The sequence below is a fragment of the Rathayibacter sp. AY1G1 genome, assembly GCF_002932095.1.
Taxonomy (GTDB): Bacteria; Actinomycetota; Actinomycetes; order Actinomycetales; family Microbacteriaceae; genus Rathayibacter.
On the sequence record NZ_PSUZ01000006.1, the window covers coordinates 1 to 24,478 of the forward strand.

Sequence of the window (24,478 nt, forward strand, 5' to 3'; positions counted from 1 at the left end):
CCGGGGCGTCGGTGCGGGGGAACGGGTCAGACGACGCGCGGGTCGGACTCCTGGGTGTCGTCCTCAGGGATGTGGACGTCCTGGACGGTCACGTTGATCTCGGCGACCTCCATGCCGGCGATGTGCTGGATGGCGTCGGCGACGGCGGAGCGCACGTCCTCGGCGACCTTCTGCAGCGGCGCGGGGTACTCGGCGACGATGGTGATGTCGGCGGCGACCTGGCGCTCGCCGACCTCGACCTTGACGCCCTGGCCGCGGTCGTCGTTGCCGATCGCACTGCGGATGGCGCCGATCGCTCGGGCCGCTCCTCCGCCGAGGGCGTGGACGCCCGGGACCTCGCGCGCGGCGATGCCGGCGACCTTGGCGATGACGCCGTCTTCGATCACGGTGCGTCCGGATCCGGTGCTGGTCTGACGGGTGGTGGTCGCGGTGGTCTCGGCCATGGTCTCCTCTTTCGCTCGGGGCCCGATCGCTCGATCAGGCGGGGTATGCAGGTAGGACGCTCCGTCGACGCCGAACGTCACGGTCGGATCCGGCCCGCCCAGGCAACTGCCAGAGAGGAGGGCCGGGCCGGGCCGGTCCTCTCAGGAACGCGGTCGACGCCCGTCGATTCGCCCTCGGCCCGGTGCTGTGGTGGCATGGAGCCGTGACCGACGCGACCGCCCCGCAGGCGCCCCTCCCCGATCGGACGGCCGCGCGCATGCGCCCGCGCGCCCTGCTCGTCCTGGCCCTGATCGGCGCGGTCGGCGGGACCCTGTCGGGCGCGTTCGGCGTCGGCGGCGGGATCGTGATGGTGCCGATGCTGATCGCGTGGGCCGGGATGGACCAGCGCCGCGCCTCCGCCACCTCGCTGCTCGCGATCGCTCCGACCTCGGTCGCCGGAGCGTTCGGCTACGCCCTCGCCGGTCAGGTCGCCTGGGTCCCGGCGGCGGTGATCGCGGCTGCGGCGATGCTCGGGGCGGTGGCCGGATCCTGGCTGCTCGCGCGGCTGCCCCTCGGCGTGCTGCGCTGGATGTTCGTGGCGCTGCTCGTGGCCGCGGCGGTGCGGATGGCCGTGTTCGGCTCGAACGACACCGGCGACGTCGCCGAGGGCTGGGGCGTGTGGCCCGGATTCGCGGGGCTCGGCATCGGGATGGGCGTCGCTTCCGGCCTCTTCGGCATCGGCGGCGGAGCGATCGCCGTGCCGGTCCTGGTCGGCGCCTTCGGGCTCGCGGACCTCCTGGCCAAGGGCACCTCGCTGGCCGCGATGATCCCCACGGCGGTCACCGGCTCGATCGCGAACGCCCGGCGCGGCCTGCTCGACGTGCGCGCGGGCCTCGTGGTCGGGCTCACCGCGACGGCGTTCTCCTTCGCCGGAGTGGCGCTCTCCTTCCTCCTGCCGGCGCGCGTGTCCGGGATCCTCTTCGCGGTCCTCCTCCTGCTCGCCGCGGTGCAGCTCGCCCTCCGCGGGCGGCGCCGCTGAGCCCTGCACGACGCGGACCCCCGCCGTCAACGCCCTGTCCGATCCGTCGCAGACACTCGTAGCGTCGTCGCGATCGGGCGCGGGCCCGGAGGGGCGGGAGCACGATGGACCAGCAGCAGCGCGAGCAGCAGGGCCGGCAGCAGCGGCGAGGGGGCGGCGCGAGCCTGCACCGGGACGTCGCGCCCGGGGTGCACCGGCTCGAGCACGCCTGGACGAACCTCTACCTGATCGAGGAGGCGGGTCGGCTGACCGTCGTCGACGCCGGGCTCCCGAGGACGTGGCCGCACCTGATCCGCGCGCTGGAGGTGCTCGGCCGCTCGCTCGGCGACATCGACGCCCTCGTGCTGACCCACGCGCACTTCGACCACCTCGGCGTCGCCCGCAGCCTCGTCCGGCGGGGCGTCCCCGTGCACCTGCACGCGGCCGACGAGCCGCTCGCCGCGCAGCCCTACTCCTACCGCCGCCAGCGCACCCCGTTCGTGTACCCGCTGCTGCACCCCTCCGCGATCCCGGTGCTCGGAGCGATGGCCCGTGCCGGGGCGCTCGCGGTGCCGCCCGTGCACGGGACGCTGCCGCTGACCGCCGGAGAGGTGCTCGACGTGCCCGGGTCGCCCCGCGTGCTCGCGACTCCGGGGCACACCGACGGGCACGTCTCGCTGCACCTTTCCGAGCGCGACGCGGTGATCGGCGGAGACGCGCTGGTCACGCTCGACCCCTACTCCGCGCGCACCGGCCCGCACCTGGTCGCGCGCGCCGCCACCGCCGACACGGCGCTGTCCCTCGACTCGCTGCGGGTCCTCGCCGGGACCGGGGCGCGGACCCTCCTCCCCGGCCACGGCGCGCCCTGGCGCCTGGGCGTCGCGGCGGCGGCCGAGCTCGCGGCGCGGACGCCGATCGCCTAGGGCGCGCCGCCGCAGGCCGCTCGGACGCCGGTGGCCTGCCTCTCCGAACGACCCCGCCCCGCAGCCGTGGCACCATCGGAGGTGATGTCGATCCCCGGTCCCGCATGAGCGCGGTCAGCTACCAGGCCGCGTCGATCCCCCTCCGCCTGGCCAGCGCCGGCATGGTCGTCGCCCTCCCCGTCCTCGCCGTCGAGCGTCTCGGCGACGTCGCGCTCGGCGGTGCCCTGACCGGAGCGGCGCTCTTCCCCGCCGTGATCGCCGCGCCGCTGGTCGGCACGGTGCTCGACCGGGTCCGCCGCCCCCGCCGGCTCCTGGTCGGCGCCGCGCTCACGACCGCCGTCGCCTTCGCGGTCGCCGCCTTCCTCGGCGAGGTGCCGACGCCGCTCATCGTGGTGCTGCTGCTCCTCGCGGGGCTCGCGACGCCCGTCTACATGGGCGGCATGTCGAGCTTCGTCACGAGCGCCATCCCGGAGCCGCGCCGCGCCTACGCGCAGGACTCGCTCTCGTACACGGTCGCCTCGATCAGCGGGCCGGCGATCGTGGGCCTCGCGGTCGGAGTCGGGGGAGCGCGGACCGCGATGCTCGCCATGGCGGTCCTCGCCCTCATCGGCGTCGTCGGATCGCTCGGCCTGGCGATGGAGGCCCGTCCGGCGCCGACGGTCGGCGTGCTGCGGACGATCGTCGCGGGCGTCACCCACCTCGTGCGGCACCGTCCGATCGCGGTGGTCACCTCGGCCGGCACGCTCAGCCAGGTCGCGGGCGGAGCGGCGGGAGTCGCGGCGATCAGCCTCTCGGTGGAGCGGCTGGGCAGCACCGACGCCGCCGCGTGGATCCTGACCGCCTTCGCCGTGGGCGGCCTGCTGGGCGCCCTCGCCGTGGCGGCCCGCCGCTGGACCCGCCGGCCGCCGGCGTGGACCATGGGCGCCGCCTACATCGCGACCGGCGCCGTCCTCCTGATCGCCGTCCCCGACCTGGGCATCGTCGCGGCGATCGCCGCCTTCGCGGTCGCGGGCGTCTTCACGGCCCCCTCGAACGCCGCGATGCTGCTGCTGCGCGACCAGGAGAGCCCCGCCGCTGTCCGCTCGCAGGTGTTCACGATCGGCGCGGGGCTGCGCTCCGCCGCAGCGGCCGTCGGCGCCGTGCTGGCGGGAGCGGCGTCCGGCCTCGGAGCCTCCTGGCTCGTCGCGGGGATCGCCGTGGTCTGGATCGGCTCCGGCCTGCTGCTGCGGCTGTTCCCCGCGCGCGACCGCGACTGACCCGGGCCGCGCGCGGAGCGCTCGGCGGGACCGGCACCGCCGCGCGCGGGGATCGCGATCAGGCCGCGACGCCCGCCAGCGTGCCCGTGCTCGGCCCGTTCGGGTCGGTGATCATGCAGTTGATCGTCCGGTCGCCCGTGCCCCAGCTCTCGGCGGTCGGGTAGTAGTAGCTGAAGTCGTACGCCGAGTCCTGGTAGCCGATCCCGGTGAACGACTCGAACGCCGTGACGCAGTCGGTCTCGGCCTGCTCCGTCGCGACGGACTCGCCCGGGTACTCGTCGGCGTCGGCCATCGTCAGGTTCTGGAACACCTCGTAGACGTGCGGGTCGGTGCAGGGCACGGTCGGCACGTCGGTGACCTCGGTCGCCTCCTCGCTGAGCTCGCCGTTCAGGCAGTCGCCCACGCGCAGCTGGAAGACGTCGGTCGTCCCGCCCTCGGTGATCTCCCCGGTCTCGTCGTCGCGGGTCTCGCCTCCCATCAGGCCGTTCAGGCCCGAGCAGCCGGTCAGGCCGAGGGTGAGGGCCGCGCCGGCGGCCAGGACGAGGGCGGTTCTGCGGCGGTTCATGGCGACTCCCGGGATCAGCGGTACGGAGGTGTTCCTGTGACGACTCCCAGGCTAGAGGTGCAGGGCATCCGTCCCGAGGGGGATGCACCCGATCCGGATCTCCACTTTCCGGAGTAGCGGACGCTCAGCCCGGTCCGGTCGAATGGGGTCATGGCTCAGAAGACGGTCGCAGACCAGCTCATCGCTCAGCTCATCGACGCCGGCGTCTCCCGCATCTACGGGATCGTCGGCGACTCGCTGAATCCGATCGTCGACGCGGTGCGCCGCAGCGGCGGATCCGAGAAGGGAGGCATCGACTGGATCCACGTGCGCAACGAGGAGGCGGCCGCCTTCGCCGCCGGCGCGGAGGCGCAGCTCACCGGGCGCCTCGCCGTCTGCGCCGGCAGCTGCGGCCCCGGCAACCTGCACCTCATCAACGGCCTCTACGACGCGCACCGCTCCTCCGCCCCGGTGCTCGCCATCGCGAGCCACATCCCGAGCAACGAGATCGGCTCGTCCTACTTCCAGGAGACGCACCCGGACAGGCTCTTCGTCGAGTGCTCGAACTACCGCGAGCTGATCTCGACCGCCGCCCAGGCTCCGCGGGTCGTGAACGCCGCGATGCGCAGCGCGGTGGCGCTCCGCGGAGTCGCCGTGGTCACCCTCCCCGGTGACATCGCCGAGCTGGAGGCGGTCGACGGCTTCCCCGCGTTCGTGCTGCCGTCGACACCCGTCCTGGTCCCCGCCGACGCCGACGTCCGCGCCCTCGCGGCCGCGATCGACCAGGCGCGGACCGTCGCGATCTTCGCGGGCGCCGGAGTGCAGAACGCGCACGACGAGGTCGTCGCCTTCGCCGAGCTGGTGGGCGCGCCCGTCGGGCACAGCCTGCGCGGCAAGGAGTGGATCCAGTACGACAACCCCTACGACGTCGGCATGACGGGCCTCCTCGGCTACGGAGCGGCGCACGCCGGCATGCACGACGCCGACCTGCTCCTCCTCCTCGGCACCGACTTCCCCTACGAGCAGTTCCTCCCCGACGCCTCGAAGGTGGTGATCGCTCAGGTCGACAGCGACGCCTCGAAGCTCGGTCGCCGCGTCAGCGTCGCGCACCCCGTCCACGGCGACGTGGCGGCGACCCTCACCGCGCTGACCCCGCTCGTGCAGCGGAAGGACCACCGCTTCCTCGACAAGACGCTGAAGAAGCACGAGAAGCTGGTCACCGGAGTCGTCGGGAAGTACACCGAGGTCGGCACGCGCAGCCCGATCCACCCCGAGCTCGTCGCGTCCACGCTCGACGGCCTCCTCTCCGAGGACGCGATCGTCACCGCCGACACCGGCATGGGCAACGTCTGGCAGGCCCGTTACATCACCCCCAACGGGAAGCGGCGCCTGCTCGGCTCGTACATGCACGGCTCGATGGCGAACGCGCTGCCGCAGGCGGTCGGCGCGCAGCTCTCGCACCCCGGTCGCCAGGTCGTCTCGCTGAGCGGCGACGGCGGGCTCTCCATGCTGATGGGCGAGCTGGTCACGGTCGCCGCCTACCGGCTGCCCGTGACGATCGTCGTGTTCAACAACTCCACGCTCGGGCTGGTGAAGGTCGAGATGCTGGTCGACGGCTTCCCGGACTTCGCCGTCGACGTGCCGATGGTCGACTACGCGAAGGTGGCGGAGGCGATCGGCATCCGCGGAATCCGCGTCGAGGACCCGCGCGACGTGGAGGAGGCCCTCCGCTCGGCGCTCGCCGACGGCGGCCCGGTCCTCGTCGACGTGGTGACGGATCCGCTCGCCCTCTCGCTCCCACCCACGATCACGGGCGCGCAGGTGAAGGGCTTCGCGCTGGCGGTCTCGAAGATCGTGATGAACGGAGGAGCGGGCGAGGCCGTCGCGCTGGCCCGCACCAACATCAAGCACGCTCTCCGATGATCGACGCCCGAGCGCTCGCGAGCGGCACCTGGTTCGTCCGGGGCTCCTCGCTGCCGCTCTGGCGCTCGCGGTCGGGGGTGGCGATCACGTACGCGCCGCTCCCGACCGGCGGGATCGGCGACGTCGTCAGCTGGCGCGGCCGCACGCGCTCGCACTACGTGGTCGGCATCGACACCCCCGACCCGCACGATCCGTCCGGCTTTCGCTGGCGCGGCGTCGAGCCGCTGACCCTCCTCGCCCGCAGCCGCTGGTCGTTCGTGGCCGCCGACGAGGAGGCGGGCTGGGCGCTCACCCGCTTCGCCCGGACGCCGTTCACGCCCGCCGGCGTCGACGTGTACGTCCGCGAGCCGCACCCGGCCCGCGGCGTCCTCGCGGCGGCGCTCGCCGCCTGCGCCGCCGACCCGCGCACGTCCGCGCTGCGCCCGCGCCTCTTCGAGGTCGCGCCCTGACTCCTGAGCGCGCGCCCTCCCGTGAGGCGTCACGAACGGTCGTCATCCCGCTCGGATGACGACCGTCGCGACCCCTCGGCGGTCGTCGATGCGGGGATCGTTCCGCGAGTGCTCGTCGCAGGCGCTCGACGGAGCGCTCGGGGTGGGGGACGAACTCGGCGCCGACGATGCGGACGACGATCGAGGCTGGGTCGTCGTAGCGGCCGAGGTCGCGCGCGAAGCGCCGGTTGCTGGTGCGGTGATCGTCGCCCTCGTACTCCCACGCGACCCGCTCCGCGGGGTACCAGCCGTCCGGACGCCCGATGAAGACCCCGTCGGAGTCGAACAGCGGCTCCTGCAGCACCGGCTCCGGGAGGCCCGCCCGCACCGAGGCGAGCCGGAACCACGACTCCTGCCGCGACTCCGCCCCGTCGCGCACCAGAGCGAGCGCCGCGCGGAGCCGCACCGAGCCCCGACCGCGGAAGGCCGACGCGCGCTCCCGCAGGTCGGGCAGCGGCACCCAGGGCCGTCGATCGGCCGGATCGCCGACGACCGGCGTGCGCACCAGCGCGTCGCCCACCGCGACGAGGTCGTCCGGCTCGAGGAGCGCGGAGAGATGGCAGAAGAGCGAGGCCGGATCGGTGAGGGGCAGTCCGCGGCGCAGGACGCGGCGGACGTCGGGATCGGCGAGGGCGTGGCCGACGACGTTCCGGTGCCGGGGAGCGCGTCCCGGCCGGCGGACGCTGACGTGCACCGGCTCGTCCGCAGCGGCGGGCGGGAGGTCGAGCGGCCAGAGCCGCGCCGCCGTCACGTGGCTCAGGAGCGCCTCCGGACCGACCAGCGCGAGGAGCGCCTGCGCGCGCAGGCGCAGGTCGGGGTCGGGGTCGGCGGTGCGGACCCCGTGGAAGGGCCGGTGGAGGTCGGAGCTGCGGAGCCGCCCGCGGCTCAGTCCGCTCGCGCGAGCGTCAGCGACGGTGAAGGCGCGGCCGCGGAGTCCGACCGGAAGCGGCGAGGGATCGTGCATCCGGCCACTGTCCCGCCTCCCGATCTTGTGAACCGGTTCTCCACAGGTCGGATCCTGCGCCCTTCCCGCTCGACCGCGTCCAGGCGTCACGAACGGCCGTCACCCTGCCCGGATGACGTCCGTTCGTGACGCCTCGGCGGGCCCCTGAAGCCCGCCGGGCGCGTCACTCGCCGAGCGTGATCGCCTGCGCCTCGACGAGCTCGGGCTCGGGCTCGTGGGCGTCGGCGCGGGCCAGGGTGCGGCGTCCGAGCAGCACGATCAGCGCGGCGACGGCGACGGCTCCGGCCGCGGCGTACATCGGGAAGGCCGGCGAGATCGCCGCGGCCAGGGCGGAGGCGGCGGGCGGGGCGATCGCGCCGCCGAGGAAGCGGACGCCGGAGTAGGCGGACGAGGCGACGGAGCGGGGCAGGTCGGTCGCCTCCATCACGCACTCGGTGAGCACCGTGTTGACGACTCCGAGCAGCAGGCCGCCGACGATGATGCAGACGATCAGGCCGACACGGGACGAGATCACGAGGCCGCCGGCGATCAGGTCCAGCGCGAGCAGCAGCAGCACCGAGCGCAGCACGACGGTGCGCGGGAGGCGCCGGGTGAGCAGCGGAGCGACGAACACGGAGGTGACCGCCACTCCCAGGCCCCAGCCGAAGAACGTGAAGCCGAGGCCCATCTCGTCCAGCCCGAGCGGGTAGGGCGTGTAGGCGAGCAGCACGAAGAAGCCGATGTTGTAGAACAGGGCGGCGCCCGCCAGCGTGCGGATGGCCGGGACCTTGAGGGCCGCGAAGGGCGCCGAGAGCGGAGTCGGAGCGGGCTTCGGGCCGTCCTCGCGCAGGAGCGTCGCGATGGCGATGAAGCCGACGGCCATCAGCACGGCGGTCCCGAAGAACGGACCGCGCCACGAGACGCTGCCGAGAAGCCCGCCGAGCAGCGGGCCGACGGCGATGCCGATGCCCAGAGCGGCCTCGTAGAGCACGATCGCCGCGGAGGAGCCTCCGCTCGCCGCGCCGACGATGGTCGACAGTGCGGTCGAGATGAACAGCGCGTTGCCGAAGCCCCAGCCCGCGCGGAAGCCGATGACGCCCTCGACACTGCCCGCCGTGCCGGCGAGCGCGGCGAACACCACGATCAGCACCAGGCCGATCATGAGGGTCTTCTTGGCGCCGATGCGGCTGGAGAGCCAGCTGGTGAAGAACATCACGACGCCGGTGATGACGAGGTAGCTCGTGAAGAGCAGCGAGGTCTCGGTCGGAGTCGCCTGCAGGCTCTCGGCGATGGCCGGGAGGATCGGGTCGACCAGGCCGATCCCCATGAAGGCGATCACCGCGGCGAAGGCGACGGCCCAGACGGCCAGCGGCTGCTTCAGGATCGAGCCCTGAGCGGGCGAGTGGGGGGAGGTGGTCACTGCGTGAAGCCTTTCTCGGGGGAGGAGGGGACGGGGGTGCCGGCGATCCGGGCGACGCGGGCCTCGACGAGGGTCGCGGCGCGCTCGAGGGCGAGGCGGTCGTCCTCGTCGAGGTCCTCGAACAGCGGGGCCAGGGCGGCCTCGAGGCGGAGCCGGTGCTCGGCGAGGGCGTCGAAGCCGGCGGGAGTGCCCTCGATCAGCCAGGCGCGGCCGTCGCCGGCGTCGTGGACGCGGCGGATCCAGCCGGCCTCGTCGAGCCGGGCGACGATGCCGGTCATCGTCGGCTGGGTGACGCGGACCCGCTCGGCGAGCTCGCCGAGGCGGGAGGGGGAGGCGGTGCGCAGCTCGGCGAGCGTCGACCAGACGGCTCCGGACTGCGCGCCGAGCCCGGTCGCGCCGCTCGCCCGGCCCGCGAACCGCGTGAGGGCGGTGGCGGCGGAGGCGAGACGCACAGGGGCACTGGGATCGGGCACGAGAAACAATATAGCACGCCTATGTAGTTCGGCGGAGGGCGCTCCGAGTCCACCCTCCATCGGGCGCACTCACTGACGTTCTCCTCCGCTTCTGTGACAGGATCATTCGTATTCGCGCGTCCACTCCCGCGATCACCGACGGAAAGAGAAGTCATGTCCCCCAGCGAGCACGACGTCGTCGTGATCGGAGCCGGTGCCACCGGACTCACCGCGGCGCTCCGGCTGCAGCAGCACGGCCTCGACGTCGTCGTCGTCGAGGCGCGCGAGCGCGTGGGCGGGCGGCTCGAGACCCGCGTGGTCGACGGGCAGCTCCTCGAGCTCGGCGGCCAGTGGGTCTCGCCGGACCAGACGGCGCTCCTCGAGACCCTCGACGAGCTCGGCCTCGGCACCTACTCCCGCTACCGCGAGGGCGAGAGCGTCTACATCGGCGCCGACGGCTCCGCCCGCCGCTTCACCGGCGACATCTTCCCGGGGAGCGAGCGCACGGAGTCCGAGATCTCCCGCCTGATCGAGGTGCTCGACCGCCTCGTCGCCGAGACCGATCCGGCGGCGCCGTGGACGCACCCGCTCGCCCGCGACTACGACCGCGTCACCTTCGCCGCCTGGCTGGAGCAGCAGAGCGACGACGAGGAGGCGCGGGCCAACATCGCCCTCTTCCTCGCCGACGCCATGCTCACCAAGCCGGCGCACGCCTTCTCCCTCCTCCAGGCGCTCCTCATGGCCGCGAGCGCGGGGAGCTTCAGCAACCTGGTCGACGCCGACTTCATCCTCGACAAGCGCGTGATCGGCGGCCTCCAGCAGGTCCCGGAGCGGCTCGCCGAGCGCCTCGGCGCCGAGCGTGTCCTGCTCGGGCACCCGGTCCGCTCCGTCCGCTACGGCGACGACGGGGTCGAGGTGCGCGCCGACGGCGTCGTCCTCCGCGCCCGCCGTGCGATCGTCGCCGTGCCGCCGAACCTCGTCGGCCGCATCTCGTTCGACCCGCCGCTCCCGCGCCTGCGGCAGCAGGCCCTGCAGCACCAGTCGCTCGGCCTCGTGATCAAGGTGCACGCCACCTACGCCACGCCCTTCTGGCGCGCCGACGGCCTCTCCGGCACCGCGTTCAGCCCGCACTCGCTCGTGCACGAGGCCTACGACAACTCGAACCACGGGGAGGAGCGCGGCACCCTGGTCGGCTTCGTCTCGGACGAGAAGGCCGACCGCGTGCTCGCGCTCGACGAGGCGGTGCGGAAGGCCGCGATCCTCGACTCGCTCGCCGCCTACTTCGGCCCGGCCGCACTCGATCCGGTCGTCTACTACGAGAGCGACTGGGCGTCCGAGGAGTGGACGCAGGGCGCGTACGCCGCGAGCTTCGACCTGGGCGGGCTGACCCGGTACGGCGCGCTGCAGCTGGAGCCGGTGGGTCCGCTCCGCTTCGGCACGAGCGACCTCGCCGCCGAGGGCTACCAGCACGTCGACGGCGCCATCCGCGTCGGCAGGCGCCTGGCACAGGAGATCATCGACGAGGACGGCGCGACCGCACCGGCCCCCCAGCGCGAAGGAGCACAGCCCGCATGAGCACCCACTACGCCGTGATCGACCCGGCCACGGGCGAGACCCTCCGCGAGTACCCGACCCTCGGCGACGCCGAGCTGACCGCGGCGATCGGCTCGGCGCAGGACGCCTACTCCTCGTGGTCGCGAACCGTGCCCGTCGCGACCCGCGCGGCGCTGATCGCCCGCGTGGCAGAGCTGCACGTCGAGCGCGCCGACGAGCTCGCGGCGATCATCGTCCGCGAGATGGGCAAGCCGCTCGACCAGGCGCAGGGCGAGGTCGGCTTCGCCGCCGACATCTACCGCTACTACGCCGAGAACGGCGAGGCCTTCCTCGCCGACGAGCCGATCGAGCTCGCCGAGGGCACCGGCTCCGCGCTGATCCGCCGCGCCGGGCTGGGCGTGCTGCTGGGCATCATGCCGTGGAACTTCCCCTACTACCAGGTGGCCCGCTTCGCCGGCCCGAACGTGGTCGCGGGCAACACGATCCTGCTCAAGCACGCGCCGCAGTGCCCGGAGTCGGCCGCCGCCATCGCCGACATGTTCCGCACCGCGGCCGAGGAGCTGGGCGCGCCCGCCGGCGTCTACGTGAACCTCTACGCCACGAACGAGCAGGCCGCGACCGTCATCGCCGACCCCCGGGTCCAGGGCGTCTCCGTCACCGGCTCCGAGCGGGCCGGCGCGGCCGTCGCGGAGCTCGCGGGCCGACACCTGAAGAAGGTCGTGCTCGAGCTCGGCGGCTCCGACCCGTTCGTGCTCCTGTCGACCGACGACCTCGACAAGGCGGTCGAGGACGCGGTCGCCGCGCGCCTGGACAACAACGGCCAGTCCTGCAACGCCGCGAAGCGCTTCATCGTGATCGACGAGCTGTACGACGCGTTCGCCGAGAAGTTCACGGAGGCGTTCACCCGCGCCCAGCCGGCCGATCCGTTCGCGGAGGGCACCCTCCTCGGCCCGCTCTCCTCCTCCGCCGCGACGGAGCGCCTCGAGGCGCAGCTGGCGGCCGCGCGCGAGCAGGGGGCCACCGTCCGCGCCAGCGGCGAGGTGACCGGCAACTTCTTCCCGCCCGCCGTGCTCGAGGGCGTCACGCCCGCGATGGACGCCTACCGCGAGGAGTTCTTCGGCCCCGTCGCCGCGCTCTACCGCGTCCGCGACGAGGACGAGGCGATCGCCCTCGCGAACGACACCCCCTACGGCCTCGGCTCCTACCTCTACACGACCGACCAGGAGCAGGCCCTGCGCCTGGCGGATCGGATCGACGCGGGCATGGTCTGGATCAACCTCGTCCTCGGCGACGCGGCCGAGCTGCCCTTCGGCGGTGTGAAGCGCTCGGGCACCGGCCGCGAGATGGGCCGCCCCGCCCTCGAGGAGTTCGTGAACAAGAAGCTCATCCGCATCGCGTGAGACGGGCGCGGGCCGGGCCCCGGAGTCGATCCGGAGCCCGGCCCGCAGCCGCTCGGCGTGCGCCCGCTCACTTCTTCGTCAGCGACGACTCCTTGTGCGCGGCCTTCGCGTCGGTCTTGTCGCTCTGCACGATCCAGTAGGGCTCGTCGTCCGAGGCGTTGAACTTCTGCCCCTCGAACTGGAACTCCTTCGTCTTCTTCTCGACCAGCTCACCGTGGGTCTCGCCCTGCGAGGTGTTCCAGCTGATCTTGTCGCCCTTCTTCACGAGGCGGCTCCTCTCTTTCGGTCGCGCCGGAGCGCGGTGGTCCCCTCGCGCGGGAGCGCGATGGTGGTGGTGACGTCGACGATCGCCGGGGCGGCGGGCGCCGACGAGAAGCCGAACCGCACGGGCGGCGACAGCGGTCCCAGCGGGCCGAGGTCCTCCTCCGCCAGCACGGCGTGGACGCCCTCGACGCGGCGGATCGCCCGCACGCCGTAGTACTCGCGGCGTCCGTGCCCGGCCGACCCGGCCGTGCTGACCCCGCGGACGAGCAGGGAGGCGACCGGCGAGATCGCGGTCAGCCATGCCGGGTGCTCGGCGAGCGGCCGCGGAACGATCCGCAGCAGCCGGCCGAGCGGAGTGAGACCGCCGAGCTCCAGGCGCACCGCGAGCGGTCCGGCCGAGACGGACAGGCCGCCCGCGATCCTCCGCCACGACACCGGCGCGATCCGCACCTCGTCGAACGAGTACGTCGACCCGATGAAGTCCGCGACCTCGCGGGTCGGTGCGATCAGGAGGCGGTGGCCGTCGCCGTCCTCGACCATCGCGTCGGCGAACGGGCCGAAGGGGGTGTCCTCCCAGAGGCCCAGCACGATCCTCGTGCCCGAGGACGTGCCGAACCCCGCGATGCGCCCGCCGAAGCGGAGGAGCCGCGGGGTCCGGCCGGTCATCAGGAGGCCGAGCGCAGCAGCGTGAACGAGCCGTCGCGGACGATCAGCGTGGTGACCTCGCCCTCGACGACCTGCTCCGGGTCGCTGGAGGCGGCCAGCGTCCACTCGGCGCCGGGCGCCTCGGGAACGGTGAACTCGACGCCGTTCTCCGCCGCGTTCAGCAGCAGGGCGAAGCTCGCGCTGCCCTCGTGCTCGAACACGAAGGTGATCGAGCGGGCGTCGGGGTTGTCCCAGTCCTCGTCGGCGAAGCCCTGCGCGTCGGAGCGGAGGATGTCGACCGTGTCGGGGCCGCCGTCGCCGGGGGCGCGGCGGAACCACTTCGGGCGCAGCGCCGGCTCCGCGGCGCGGAGGGCGATCAGCTCGCGGGTGAAGGCGAGCAGCTCGCGGTCCGCGTTCTCCCAGTCGAACCACGAGATCTCGTCGTCCTGGCAGTAGGCGTTGTTGTTGCCGCCCTGCGTGCGGGCGATCTCGTCGCCGCCCAGGATCATCGGCACGCCGGCCGAGAGCAGCAGCGTCGCGAGGAAGTTGCGGCGCATGCGGTCGCGGCGCTCGTTGACCGCCTCGTTCTCGGTCGGGCCCTCGGCGCCGTTGTTGGAGGAGCGGTTGTCGCTCTCGCCGTCGTTGTTGTCCTCGCCGTTGGCTGCGTTGTGCTTGCGCGAGTAGGCGGTGAGGTCGGCGAGGGTGAAGCCGTCGTGCGCGGTGACGAAGTTGATGCTGGAGACCGGCGAGCGGCGGTCGGCCTCGTACACGTCGGGGGAGCCGAGGACGCGCTGCGCGGTCGTGCCGAGCACCGAGTCGGCGCCGTTCCAGAAGTCGCGCACGTCGTCGCGGAACTTCCCGTTCCACTCCGACCAGTCCGCGGGGAAGCCGCCGACCTGGTAGCCGGCGGTGTCCCACGGCTCGGCGATCATCTTGACGGGCGCGAGCACCGGGTCCTGCGCGATCAGGTCGAGGAAGGCGCTGTGCACCTCGGCCTCGCCGGTCTGGCGGGTGAGGGTGGTGGCGAGGTCGAAGCGGAAGCCGTCGATGTGCATCTCGGTCACCCAGTAGCGCAGCGAGTCCATGATCAGACCGAGCGCGGCCGGGTGCGCGACGTTGAGGCTGTTGCCGGTGCCGGTGGTGTCGAAGTAGTTCGCGCGGTCCTCCTCCACCAGTCGGTAGTAGGAGCCGTTGTCGATGCCCTTGAACGAGAGGGTGGGGCCCTTGTCGTTGCCCTCGGCGGTGTGGTTGTAGACCACGTCGAGGATGACCTCGAGGCCGGCCTCGTGGAACGCCTTGACCATGGCCTTGAACTCGTCGACCTGCGAGCCGTCGTCGCCGGCGTGCGAGTACTCGTTGTGCGGCGCGAAGAAGCCGAGGGAGTTGTAGCCCCAGTAGTTGCGCAGGCCCTTCTCCTCGAGGTGCGAGTCCTGCACGAACTGGTGCACGGGGAGCAGCTCGACCGAGGTCACGCCCAGGTCGGTGAAGTGCTTGATCGCGGCGGGGTGAGCGAGGCCGCGGTAGGTGCCGCGGATGTCCTCGGGCACGTCGGGGTGCAGCTTCGTGAAGCCCTTCACGTGCACCTCGTAGACGACGGTCTCCTCGAGCGGGATGCGCGGCGCGGTGTCGCCGCTCCAGTCGAAGGAGTCGGGGTCGGTGACGACGCAGCGGGGGACCGCGTGCGCGGAGTCGGCGTCGTTGCGGGTGTCGGCGTCCTCGTAGAACTGGCCGAAGACGTCCTCGGACCAGGTGTACGAGCCCTCGATCGCGGTGGCGTGCGGGTCGAGGAGGAGCTTGGCGGCGTTGTGGCGGAGGCCGTTGGCGGGGTCCCAGGGGCCGTCGACGCGCAGTCCGTAGCGGGTGCCGATGCCCATCTCGGGGACGAGGCCGTGGAAGACGTGGCCGCTCCGCTCGGTGAGGGCGACGCGGGTCTCTGCTCCGGACTCGTCGAAGAGGCAGACCTCGACGCTGTCCGCGGTCTCGGAGTAGACGGCGACGTCGGCGCCGGCGTCGCCGCGGAGGGAGACGCCGAGGGGATACGGGAAGGAACGGGGGGATGCGGGCATGCGTCCATCCTGACCGGGCGGCTCCGGGAGCTTCGCGCCCTTGTCGCCGCGCCCGCCTCCCGCTAATCTCCCAGGCCCTCCCTTCGACACGGCGCCCTCCGCGGGCATATAGTCAGCTGGCTTACTAAATCGTCGGAGGAGAGCGTCGTGCGCAACCGCAAGTGGATCGGGCTGGTCGTCATCAGCCTCGGAGTGGCGACGATCATCGTCGACTCGACCATCGTCAACGTCGCCATCCCGTCGATCGTCGCCGATCTCGGGATCACCTCGACCCAGGTGCAGTGGGTGCAGGAGTCGTACACGCTCGTGTTCGCCGCGCTCCTGCTGGTCTTCGGCACCCTCGCCGACCGCTGGGGCCGGCGCCGCATGCTGATCGTCGGCGTCTCGCTCTTCGCGCTCTCCTCCGTCGCGGCGGCCCTCGCTCCGACCGGCGACCTGCTGATCCTCTCCAGGGTCGTGCAGGGCGTCGGAGGAGCGATGGTGCTGCCGACGACCCTCTCGCTGATCAACGCCACCTTCCGCGGGCGCGAGCGCGCCATCGCCTTCGCCGTCTGGGGCTCGACCATCGGCGGCATGACCGCGGTCGGCCCGCTGCTCGGCGGCTGGCTCACCACCGACTTCTCCTGGCGCTGGGCGTTCGGCATCAACATCCCGCTCGGCGTGATCATCGTGGTCGGAGCGCTGCTGTTCGTCGACGAGTCGCGGCAGCCCGACGGGCGGAGGGTCGACCTCGTCGGCGCCGCGCTCTCGATCATCGCCTCCGCCTCCCTGGTGTTCGCCCTCATCGAGGGGCGCACCCTCGGCTGGTGGGGCGTCGACGAGCGCCTGAGCGTCGGCGGCTGGAGCTGGCCGCTCGGTCTCTCGCCGGTCCCGATCGCGTTCGCCGTCGCGGTGCTCGCCGGGGTCGCCTTCGTCCTCTGGGCGCGGGCCCGCGAGCGCGCCGGGCGCTCGGCGATGCTCGCGATCGGGCTCTTCCGCCTCGCCTCGTTCCGCAACGGCAACCTCGCCGCGATGATCGTCTCGCTCGGCGAGTTCGGGATCATCCTGGCGCTGCCGATCTGGCTCCAGAGCGTCCTCGGCTACACGGCCGTGCAGACCGGCCTGGTGCTCCTCGCGCTCGCGCTCGGCTCCTTCGTCGCCTCGGGCTTCGCCGGCGCCTTCGGCAACAGGGTCGCGCCGGTGCTGATCGTGCGGGTGGGTCTCGCGGCCGAGATCGTCGGCGTCGCGGGCATCGGCCTGGTCGTCTCCGACTCCACCCCGTGGTGGGCCCTCGTCCCGTTCCTCGCCGTCTACGGCTTCGGCGTCGGCCTCGCGACGGCGCAGCTGACCGGGGTCGTGCTCCGGGACGTGCCGATCGAGCTCAGCGGGCAGGGCTCGGGCACGCAGTCGACCGCGCGGCAGATCGGCTCGGCGCTGGGCATCGCCGTGCTCGGGACGATCCTCTACACCTCGACCGCGGGGGTCCTCACGACCTCGCTCGAGCAGCAGGGCCTCCCCGCGGAGCAGGTCGCGAGCACCGTCGACGCGGTGGTCGACTCCTCCGGCGCCGCGATCGCCGGGCTGGCCGCCTCACCGGACACCGCCGACGCGGCCCGGGCGGCGGGCGAGGCGTTCTCGGACGGCACCCGCTACGCGGCCTTCGCGGCCGCCGGGTTCCTCGCCGTCGGCTTCCTGGCCACGCTCTCGCTCGGCCGCCCGGCAGAGGAGGAGGAGACGGTGGTCAGCTCAGCGGAGCCGAGTCGTCGGCGGTGAAGACGATCTTGCCGATCGTGCGGTCGGCGCCGGTCGCTCGGCGCGACAGCACGTCGACGACGTCGCCCAGCGGATGCACGGCGCCCGGCCGGGGCCGCAGCTCGCCGGAGGTGGCGAGCGAGACCGCGCGCCCGATCCGCTCCGCCGTCGCCACCACGATCAGGTTGCGCACCCGCGGGCGGTCGCGGCGGACGAGGCCCGTCGCCTGCGAGACCAGCGCCGGACCGCTCGGCACCAGCGTCGCGATGCGCCCGCCCTCGGCCAGGAGGATCGCCGCGTCGTCGACCGGCAGGTGGCCGGAGACGTCGACGACCACGTCGAAGCGGCCGCCCAGCACCCCGAGGTCGAGCGCGCGGTAGTCGTGCGGCTCGGCGCCGAGCGAGCGGAGCAGGTCGGCGGAGGCGGCCGAGCCGGTGGCCGCGACCGTGCAGCCCGCCCGCACCAGCAGCTGGATCGTCGGATCGCCGATGGCTCCCGAGCCGCCGCTGACGAGGACGCGCTCGCCGGCGCGCACGTGCAGTGCGTCCACCAGGCCCACCGCGGTGCCGCCCGACATCGCGAGCGTGACGGCCTCGACGAAGCCGAGGGAGTCGGGCATCGGGACGAGCGAGCGGCTGCGCGCGATGGACGCGTCGGCGAAGGCGTCGCCGTCGCGGGTCGTCCCCACCACTCGGTCGCCGATCGCGACCGAGTGCGACCCCGGGCCGAGCGCCTCGACGGTGCCGGCGATGTCGAGGCCGAACCCGTAGGGACGGGAGCGGCCGACGGCCATGATCCGCGCGGAGCCGGACAGGATCTTCTCGTCGGTCGCGTTGATGCTCGCCGCGCGCGTGCGCACCAGGACCTCGCCGCGACCCGGCATCGGCACCGGCGCCTCCCGCCACGAGAGCAGATCGGGCCCGCCGAACCTGTCGTACCCGAGTCGTCGCATGTCGCTCCCGTCGTCCGTGCCAGCCCCCCGAGCCTAGGGCGTGGCCGCTGAGCGGAGGCGTCGCGGGCGCCCGGCGGAACCCCCTCCGGTGCCCGCGGGGCCGGTGCTACCGTGGCGGCCATGAGCGCAGACGACAGTCCCGAGTTCGCAGGCTTCGAGGCCACCCCCTCCACCGATGCGGAGAAGGCCGACGACGTCCGTCCCGCTGACGCCGAGGTCGAGGAGAACACGACGGCCGACGAGAGCCGCGACCCGGACCACGGCTACGACCCGATGAGCGAGAGCGGCTCCGAGAACGCCCCCGAGGACGAGGTCGGCCCCCGCGAGGACGAGGAGGGCCTGCTTCCCCCCGGCAGCACTGCCGAGGGAGCCGGCACCGCACTCGGCGCCGACGCCGTCGAGGGCGGCGAGCCCCTGGGCGAGAACGCGAGCGCCGGCACCCCCGGCCAGCTCGCCGACGAGCGCTGGCGGACCAACGGCATCAACCCGCTGGGGTGAGCCTTCTTCCGCGGCGGTCCCCGCCCGCCGCGGCGCAGTCGGCTACCCGGGATGGCCGGGCGGGTGGAGCGTCCTGCGTCCAGCTACGACGGAACGCTGACACGCGTCCCGCCGGTTCGCCTCGCGGACACAGCGGCGGTGGACGCCCGGCCGCGCGGGCCATCGACTCCTCCATCCACGGCCACGGCGGCGCGCCGTGAGGCGAACCGTCGAAACGCGTTCCAGCGTTTCGGCGTAGCCGGACGCGACCCGCTCCACCTGCCCGGCTGTCTGCGGGAGCCGACCGCGCCGCGGCGGGCGGGGACCGCCGCGGGAGTGAACATCGCCGGAGGCGAACCGTCGAAACGCGTTCCAGCGTTTCGGCGTAGCCGGACGCGACATGCTCCACCTGCCCGACCGTCTGCGGGAGCCGACCGCGCCGCGGCGGGCGGGGACCGCCGCGGGATCGAACACCGCCGGAGGCGAACCGTCGAAACGCGTTCCAGCGTTTCGGCGTAGCCGGACGCGACGCGCTCCGCCTGCCCGGCCTTTCCTGGGAGCCGACCGCGCCGCGGCGGGCGGGGACCGCGGCGGTAACGAACACCGCCGGTCGCGACTCGCTCCACCTGCCCGGCCGTCTGCGGGAGCCGACCGCGCCGCGGCGGGCGGGGACCGCCGCGGGAGTGAACACCGCCTGAGGCGAACCGTCGAAACGCGTTCCAGCGTTTCGGCGTAGCCGGTCGCGACACGCTCCACCTGCCCGGCCTTTCCTGGGAGCCGACCGCGCCGCGGCGGGCGGGGACCGCCGCGCAACAAACACAGCTGGCGTTCCGGTTGCTCGGAGGAGGAGCAGGGGTGGGCGCCGTAGCGTTCCGGGAGCGCGGCACGCCGGTCGCGCGGACGGGGAGTCCCATGTCGTTGTTCCTGAACCGCACTCGTGAGGTCCGATGGACCGAGGACGAGAGGCGGGCGCTGGCCGAGGCGGTGGCGGAGGACCGGGCCGACGCCTGGCGCGGAGTGGGTGCGCTGGATCGCACCGTCGTCGTCTCGACCGAGGATCCCGGCGTCCGGGGCGGCGCGCGCTGGCCCACCGATCACCGTGCGTTCCTGCGCGTCGACCGCGGCACCTCCGTGGTGCTCGCTACCGACGGGCTGAGCGATCCCTTCGACCGGCTCGCGCATCCCGGCACCGGTCTCGGCCTCGAGCTGTGCCTCGAGACGTCCGCCGTCCGCGGCGTCCCCACCGCCGAGCTCTGGAACCACTGGCACTTCCGCCTGCTGTACGAGGCCGCCCGACGGGCCGCCCTGCAGGGGGTGTGCTGCCGCAGCTCCCTCGACACGGCGCGGCTCGCGAACGTCGCGGCGCCGCCCGCCTGGACCGACGAGCAGGGCACCGTCGGCGTCCTCCTGGGCCTGCGCAGCCCCGGCCTGCCCGAGCGGCTCGACCTGGCGACCGGTCACGCCGACCTGGTCACCCTCACGCCGCTGCGGCCGCAGGAGCACGCCCGGGCCTCGGTCGACGCGGGGGCCCTTGCCGAGATCGCCGACCGCCTCCGGGCCCTGCCGCACGAGGAGCTCGTGCACACGGCCCGGCCGCTCGTGGTCTGAGGAGCGTCGCGGCTCAGGAGCCCTCGGCGGGCTCCGGCACCACGGTCATCTCGCCGGTGTTGTTCGCGCTCGCGATGAACTGCTCGATCCACAGGCGGTTCAGCGACGGGCGCTTGCTGCCGTGGAACCGGAAGTGCAGCGGAGTCGTCGGGTGCACCCAGACGGAGCTGCGGCCGTAGCCGGACGACTCCGGCTCGCTCCAGGAGAGGCTGAACGATTCGTTCCGCCGCATCTTGGTGAACATCGCGACCTTGAGGTGCGCGAGGAGCCGGTCCTCGAAGTCGATCTCGAGTGATTGCGGTCCGTAGATCAGTCGTCCCATTGTCTCCGCCGTGAAGTCGTGCCGACGCGCCGGAGTCCCGGACGGCGTCGCGGGCTCCGTGAGCTCGGGAGCCGCCACGGAGAGGATACCGATCCTGCGACCCGGAGGGGTGACACGGCTTTCGCCTCCGCCGGCCGAGGGCGGGATCACCCCGTCAACGACGGACGCCCCGCCGACCGGATCCGGGGATCCTGGTCGACGGGGCGTCGGAAGTCGGAGATTACTCGCCGACGCCGCGGATGTTCGCGGCCTGCGGGCCCTTGCGGCCCTGCTCGACGTCGTACTCGACGTGCTGGTTCTCGACGAGCTCGCGGTAGCCCTGCTTCGCGATGGCGGAGAAGTGCGCGAACACGTCGGCGCCTCCGTCGTCGGGAGCGATGAAGCCGAAGCCCTTTTCGGAGTTGAACCACTTAACGGTGCCAGTAGGCATTTCTTTTCCTTATGTGTTAATGACGCCGACCGAGGCCGGCGTCGTCAGAGTCCGCACGAGTGTGCGGTACCCGCTCGACTCGGCCTCCGCGGGTGAAACACGCGTCTGCCGGAGTCGTCCGGGTCGTCTAGGGGCTGAGCTCGCGCCTCCGGGGGAGGGCGGCTCTGCGGGGGAGAACGTCCCGCGGACCGGGCGAGCCGGTGGAGCGGGGGTCGAACGAGGAACGGCGCGGCTTCCGCGGCGTCCTGTGAAGGGCGGTACCCGCGTGCGAGGCGGGCGTTCGAACCGGACGACCGAGGACGATGCTCTCGGTCGGTGCGGTCTCTATCAGGGGCTGAGTCTCTTCGTCGTCGTGCGACTTCTCAGCCGTGGAATTCGGGCGATCGCCCAGGAGATGTCTCGACTCTACGGGATCACGGCCCCCGAGCGCGACCGCCCGCGTCATACGGCGCGCCGATCCGCGTGCGCGAGGCGGCCGGAACCGCTGTCCGGGCGGGTCGCGTTGTGCCACGATACGACTCGGATCGCGCCGTTCCCCGCCGCCGTTCCCCGCCGCCGATCCCCGCCACAGCCTCCCCGCCACAGCCTCCCCGCCACCGTCGCCCCGGAACGAGCCCGGAGCCCGTCCTCCCGAGGTCACCGTGCCCCTGCCTCCCCGGCCCGCCGACGCCGCGGTGCTGCTGCGCGAGCAGCGCGAGGTCGGCGTGCTCTGCGCCCGGCGGGCGGGCGGGGTGCTGACCGCCGCCTCCGCGCTGCACCTGCTCGCCCTGACGCCCGCGCAGCTGATCACGGTGCTGCCGAGCCTGGCGCTGCTGGTCGTCTCGGCGCTCGTGCAGCTCGCGCCCGGCCGATCGGTCGCGACCGGGACGAGGGCCGTGATCCTGGGATCCGCGCTGGACGTCGCGGCACTCGCCGCCTTCCTCTCGCCGGGCGTCGACGCCTCCCTCCGCGCCGTTCTGGGCGGGATCACGATGCTCGCCTCGATGGCTTTGCCGTGCGCGCTGCTCGCCGTCGGCTCCTGGCGGGGCATGCCGTGGGCCGCGGTCCTCGCGCTGCTCCCGGTCCTCGCCCTCGGCGCGGCGGCGACGGGCGCGTCCGGGCGCGCTCCCTTCGTCCTGATCTCGGTCGTCGTCTGCTGGGCGCTGCTCCTGACCGCCGCGCGGTGGCTCGCGGGCTGCGTCGCGCGTGCGCACGTCGGCACCGCCCGCCTCCGGACCGCCCACGACGCCGAGCGCCGCTCGAGCGAGAGCGAGTCCCGGCACCGCGCCGACGCGCGGCTGATGCACGACACGATCCTGGCGACGCTGACGCTGGTGGCGCACCGGGGGGAGGGCGTACCCGCTCCCGTGCTGCGCGACCGGGCCGCCGCCGACCTGGCCCTCCTGCGCGGTCTGGAGACGGTGGAGGAGCCGGACCCGGACGGGGCGGCCGGGGTGCCGGAGGCGCTCCTCGCGCTCGGTCGGCGGTCGGCGGCGGTGGGCGTGGAGGTGCGCTGGCACGGCGGTGCGCAGCCGCGGATCCGACCGGAGGTGCTCGACGCCGTGGTGCGCGCGACCGGGGAGTGCCTCGAGAACGTGCGGCGCCACTCCGGAGCGGCCCTGGCCCACGTGAGCGTGGCGGAGGAGGCGGGCTCGCTCCGCGTCGTCGTCTCGGACGAGGGGCGCGGTTTCGACCCGGCCGCGGTGGCGGCCGGACGCCTCGGCCTCGCGGAGTCGGTCGTCGGCCGGATCGAGACGGTGGGCGGCGAGGTCCGGGTCTTCTCGGCGCCCGGGTCCGGCGCGACCGTGCTGCTGAGCGTGCCGCTGTGAGCGGGTCGCGGCAGGAGGAGGGGACGCTCCTGGAGCTGGTCCGGGCGGCGGACAGGAGCCCGGGCGCGCTGTGGAGCATCCGCGAGCGCCTCACCCGGCCGAATCGCCTGAGCGGGAGCTACCTCGGGCTGGGCTTCCTCACGATGGCGGTGCTGCTCGACATCCGCGGAGTGATCTCGTACCTCTGGTCCCTCGACGCGCGGTCCGCGACCTGGCTGAGCGGACTCTCCTGGCTGCTGGTCGTCGCCGCGAGCGCGGTGGGGGTCTCGATCGCCCTCCGCCGCCACGGCGAGCTGCCCCGCCGGGCCTTCGCGGGCGTCCTCGCTGTGGACGTGGCCGCGCTGCTGCTCGAGTTCGCCGACCACGCCCTGCCGACACCGGCTCCGATGTACTACCCGTCGGTCTGCGTGGGAGTGGGCGCGGGGGTGATCGCGCTGATCACCTTCCAGCCGCTCTCGCGCTCGTTCCTCGCCCTGGTGGTCCTGGTCGGGCTCACGGCGCTCGGCCTCGTCGGCCAGGCGCTCCTCGGCGACGGAGGCGCCGCCCTCGCGGTGAGCAACGTCCTCCTCGCCGTCGCGCCCGCGGCCGTGTGCGTCGTCGTGCTCACCTCGCTCGACCAGTACGTGCGGCGCACGCTCGACCGCAGCCTGGCCGACGGCACCGTCCACGCCGCGGACGACGAGTTCTCGCAGGTGGACGCCCGCATCGAGGAGCTCCTCGAACGGGTCCGGACGCCGGTGCCGCTGGACGAGGAGCTGGGCGAGCGGGCGCGGGTGCTCGGAGACGAGCTCCGCGAGGCGCTCGCCCGCAGCCACGACCGCACCTGGCTGAGGATCGCGGTGGAGGAGTCGGCGCTGCTGTCCTCCGCTGTCGCGATCGACGATCCGAGCGGGGCTGCGGCGCTGCTGGCCCCGCTCGACCGCTCGCGGCTGCTCTCGGTGCTCTGGCTGCTCACCGCCCCCGCGGGGAGGACTCCGCTCGCCGTCCGCCTGGAGCCGGGCCAGAGCGGCGGGGTGGAGCTCGCCCTGGTCGCCGCGGGCATCCGCGCCCGCGACCTCGACCGCTCGGTCTGGGGCATCCTCAGCGAGCTCGGCGAGCTCGGCGAGCACCGCACGACGACCGACCACGGCGCGACGAGGATCCTCGTCGCCCACCGGCCCCGGAGGAGGACGACGACATGAGCGACGAGCCCGCGATCACGCTGGCCATCCTCGACGACCACCCGATCCTGCTGGCGGCGCTGGCGGAGTGGATCCGCCGCTCGGGCACGGACATCCGCGTGGCGGCGACGGTCGGCACCTGGACGGACCTGCTCGCGCATCCGGCCTTCCCGACCGACGTGGTGCTGCTCGACATCGACCTCGGCGACGAGCTCGACCTCGCCATGAAGATCCGGATCATCGCGGCCGCCGGCGCCGCCACGATCATCATCAGCACGCACTCCGAGCCGGGCACGATCAGCCGGGCGCTCGAGGCCGGGGCGCACGGCTACGTGGTCAAGAGCGAGCGGACCGAGACGATCCTCGCGGCGATCCGCGCGGCGGCGCGCGACGAGCGCTTCCTGACGGCGCAGACGCGGGAGCTGCTCGGGGCCGACCGCCCGGGCACCCTGACGCACCGCGAGCGGGAGATCGTCCGCCTCTTCGTCGACGGGATGCCGCTGAAGCAGGTCGCCACGCTCCTCGGCATCACCCAGGACGCCGCGCGGAGCTCGCTGCGCAGCGCCCGGGGCAAGTACCGGGCGGAGGGGCTGGCCGTCGGCACGAAGATCTCGCTCCGCCGGCAGGCGCTGCGCGACGGGATCGTCGAGCGCTAGGCGCGCGCTCGACGA

At 73.6% G+C, this 24,478-nt stretch carries 23 protein-coding genes; 12 read left to right on the forward strand and 11 right to left on the reverse strand.

All coding sequences use genetic code 11. The annotated features are described in order from the left end of the window. Positions 1-26 precede the first annotated feature (26 nt). Entirely contained in the window at positions 27-443 is a 417-nt protein-coding gene (locus C5C36_RS04500) for an Asp23/Gls24 family envelope stress response protein (protein ID WP_104225148.1), read from the reverse strand. A 203-nt stretch (positions 444-646) separates the two neighbouring features. On the opposite strand from C5C36_RS04500, the gene C5C36_RS04505 reads away from it, so the two are divergent. From C5C36_RS04505 to C5C36_RS04515, 3 genes are all read left to right on the forward strand, one after another. Next, positions 647-1,462 carry a sulfite exporter TauE/SafE family protein gene (locus C5C36_RS04505; protein WP_104233037.1) on the forward strand — a complete coding sequence of 272 codons (816 nt, stop codon included), beginning with the start codon at positions 647-649 and terminating at the stop codon, positions 1,460-1,462. Between the two features lie 104 nt (positions 1,463-1,566). Continuing rightward, positions 1,567-2,364, forward strand: coding sequence for an MBL fold metallo-hydrolase (locus tag C5C36_RS04510; RefSeq protein ID WP_104309335.1), 798 nt, complete (start codon positions 1,567-1,569; stop codon positions 2,362-2,364). Between the two features lie 104 nt (positions 2,365-2,468). Beyond that, the gene (locus C5C36_RS04515; RefSeq protein ID WP_104309336.1) at positions 2,469-3,620 is read left to right on the forward strand and encodes an MFS transporter; all 1,152 of its coding nucleotides are present in this window, start codon (positions 2,469-2,471) and stop codon (positions 3,618-3,620) included. A gap of 58 nt (positions 3,621-3,678) precedes the next feature. Here the strand turns inward: C5C36_RS04515 and C5C36_RS04520 are convergent, their stop codons facing one another. Then, positions 3,679-4,185 carry a septum formation family protein gene (locus C5C36_RS04520; protein ID WP_104246962.1) on the reverse strand — a complete coding sequence of 169 codons (507 nt, stop codon included), beginning with the start codon at positions 4,183-4,185 and terminating at the stop codon, positions 3,679-3,681. Positions 4,186-4,335: 150 nt separating this feature from the next. Here C5C36_RS04520 and C5C36_RS04525 point away from each other — a divergent pair, with 150 nt between their 5' ends. Beyond that, complete coding sequence (locus C5C36_RS04525; RefSeq protein WP_104226089.1) at positions 4,336-6,087, forward strand: pyruvate dehydrogenase; 1,752 nt, start codon at positions 4,336-4,338, stop codon at positions 6,085-6,087. A 312-nt stretch (positions 6,088-6,399) separates the two neighbouring features. Here C5C36_RS04525 and C5C36_RS17285 read toward each other — a convergent pair whose 3' ends face one another. The 3 genes from C5C36_RS17285 to C5C36_RS04545 all read right to left on the reverse strand — a co-directional run bounded on the left by C5C36_RS17285 (position 6,400) and on the right by C5C36_RS04545 (position 9,411). Then, the gene (locus C5C36_RS17285; protein ID WP_146085306.1) at positions 6,400-7,539 is read right to left on the reverse strand and encodes a hypothetical protein; all 1,140 of its coding nucleotides are present in this window, start codon (positions 7,537-7,539) and stop codon (positions 6,400-6,402) included. Between the two features lie 163 nt (positions 7,540-7,702). Further along, complete coding sequence (locus C5C36_RS04540) at positions 7,703-8,938, reverse strand: MFS transporter (protein WP_104246960.1); 1,236 nt, start codon at positions 8,936-8,938, stop codon at positions 7,703-7,705. After that, positions 8,935-9,411 (reverse strand): MarR family winged helix-turn-helix transcriptional regulator, encoded by a 477-nt coding sequence (locus tag C5C36_RS04545; RefSeq protein ID WP_181027117.1) that lies wholly within the window; start codon positions 9,409-9,411, stop codon positions 8,935-8,937. The genes C5C36_RS04540 and C5C36_RS04545 overlap by 4 nt, the downstream gene beginning before the upstream one ends. 153 nt (positions 9,412-9,564) lie before the next feature. Here C5C36_RS04545 and C5C36_RS04550 point away from each other — a divergent pair, with 153 nt between their 5' ends. Together C5C36_RS04550 and C5C36_RS04555 are read left to right on the forward strand one after the other, a co-directional pair. Beyond that, positions 9,565-10,965 carry an NAD(P)/FAD-dependent oxidoreductase gene (locus C5C36_RS04550; protein ID WP_104309338.1) on the forward strand — a complete coding sequence of 467 codons (1,401 nt, stop codon included), beginning with the start codon at positions 9,565-9,567 and terminating at the stop codon, positions 10,963-10,965. Further along, positions 10,962-12,344 carry an NAD-dependent succinate-semialdehyde dehydrogenase gene (locus tag C5C36_RS04555; protein ID WP_104222944.1) on the forward strand — a complete coding sequence of 461 codons (1,383 nt, stop codon included), beginning with the start codon at positions 10,962-10,964 and terminating at the stop codon, positions 12,342-12,344. The genes C5C36_RS04550 and C5C36_RS04555 overlap by 4 nt, the downstream gene beginning before the upstream one ends. A gap of 67 nt (positions 12,345-12,411) precedes the next feature. Here C5C36_RS04555 and C5C36_RS04560 read toward each other — a convergent pair whose 3' ends face one another. Genes C5C36_RS04560 through glgX form a run of 3 tightly spaced genes read right to left on the reverse strand, consistent with a single transcriptional unit; the run spans position 12,412 to position 15,319 of the window. Further along, complete coding sequence (locus C5C36_RS04560) at positions 12,412-12,609, reverse strand: DUF2945 domain-containing protein (protein WP_056866275.1); 198 nt, start codon at positions 12,607-12,609, stop codon at positions 12,412-12,414. Next, positions 12,606-13,274 (reverse strand): hypothetical protein, encoded by a 669-nt coding sequence (locus C5C36_RS04565; RefSeq protein WP_104309339.1) that lies wholly within the window; start codon positions 13,272-13,274, stop codon positions 12,606-12,608. The genes C5C36_RS04560 and C5C36_RS04565 overlap by 4 nt, the downstream gene beginning before the upstream one ends. After that, positions 13,274-15,319, reverse strand: coding sequence for a glycogen debranching protein GlgX (gene glgX / locus C5C36_RS04570; RefSeq protein ID WP_104309340.1), 2,046 nt, complete (start codon positions 15,317-15,319; stop codon positions 13,274-13,276). The genes C5C36_RS04565 and glgX overlap by 1 nt, the downstream gene beginning before the upstream one ends. Before the next feature lie 147 nt (positions 15,320-15,466). On the opposite strand from glgX, the gene C5C36_RS04575 reads away from it, so the two are divergent. Then, a complete protein-coding gene (locus C5C36_RS04575; protein ID WP_104309341.1) occupies positions 15,467-17,071 on the forward strand; it encodes a DHA2 family efflux MFS transporter permease subunit in 1,605 nt (534 codons plus the stop codon). Here C5C36_RS04575 and C5C36_RS04580 read toward each other — a convergent pair. After that, positions 17,040-18,002, reverse strand: a complete 963-nt coding sequence (locus C5C36_RS04580) for an NADP-dependent oxidoreductase (RefSeq protein ID WP_104309342.1) — start codon at positions 18,000-18,002, stop codon at positions 17,040-17,042. The genes C5C36_RS04575 and C5C36_RS04580 overlap by 32 nt on opposite strands. 120 nt (positions 18,003-18,122) lie before the next feature. Here C5C36_RS04580 and C5C36_RS04585 point away from each other — a divergent pair, with 120 nt between their 5' ends. Further along, complete coding sequence (locus C5C36_RS04585) at positions 18,123-18,500, forward strand: hypothetical protein (protein ID WP_104314845.1); 378 nt, start codon at positions 18,123-18,125, stop codon at positions 18,498-18,500. A gap of 891 nt (positions 18,501-19,391) precedes the next feature. Next, positions 19,392-20,087 (forward strand): hypothetical protein, encoded by a 696-nt coding sequence (locus C5C36_RS04590; RefSeq protein ID WP_104309343.1) that lies wholly within the window; start codon positions 19,392-19,394, stop codon positions 20,085-20,087. 13 nt (positions 20,088-20,100) lie between these two features. Here the strand turns inward: C5C36_RS04590 and C5C36_RS04595 are convergent, their stop codons facing one another. Next, positions 20,101-20,409: a hypothetical protein gene (locus tag C5C36_RS04595; protein WP_104226101.1), complete on the reverse strand. Its 309-nt coding sequence runs from the start codon at positions 20,407-20,409 to the stop codon at positions 20,101-20,103. A gap of 220 nt (positions 20,410-20,629) precedes the next feature. Further along, on the reverse strand, positions 20,630-20,839 hold the full coding sequence (locus tag C5C36_RS04600; protein ID WP_055786246.1) for a cold-shock protein: 210 nt from the start codon (positions 20,837-20,839) through the stop codon (positions 20,630-20,632). 641 nt (positions 20,840-21,480) lie between these two features. On the opposite strand from C5C36_RS04600, the gene C5C36_RS04605 reads away from it, so the two are divergent. Genes C5C36_RS04605 through C5C36_RS04615 form a run of 3 tightly spaced genes read left to right on the forward strand, consistent with a single transcriptional unit; the run spans position 21,481 to position 24,463 of the window. Further along, positions 21,481-22,647, forward strand: coding sequence for a sensor histidine kinase (locus C5C36_RS04605; RefSeq protein WP_104287827.1), 1,167 nt, complete (start codon positions 21,481-21,483; stop codon positions 22,645-22,647). Beyond that, positions 22,644-23,828 carry a hypothetical protein gene (locus C5C36_RS04610; protein WP_104309344.1) on the forward strand — a complete coding sequence of 395 codons (1,185 nt, stop codon included), beginning with the start codon at positions 22,644-22,646 and terminating at the stop codon, positions 23,826-23,828. Before C5C36_RS04605 ends, C5C36_RS04610 begins: the two co-directional genes overlap by 4 nt. After that, positions 23,825-24,463, forward strand: a complete 639-nt coding sequence (locus tag C5C36_RS04615; RefSeq protein WP_104257995.1) for a response regulator — start codon at positions 23,825-23,827, stop codon at positions 24,461-24,463. Before C5C36_RS04610 ends, C5C36_RS04615 begins: the two co-directional genes overlap by 4 nt. Positions 24,464-24,478: the final 15 nt, after the last annotated feature.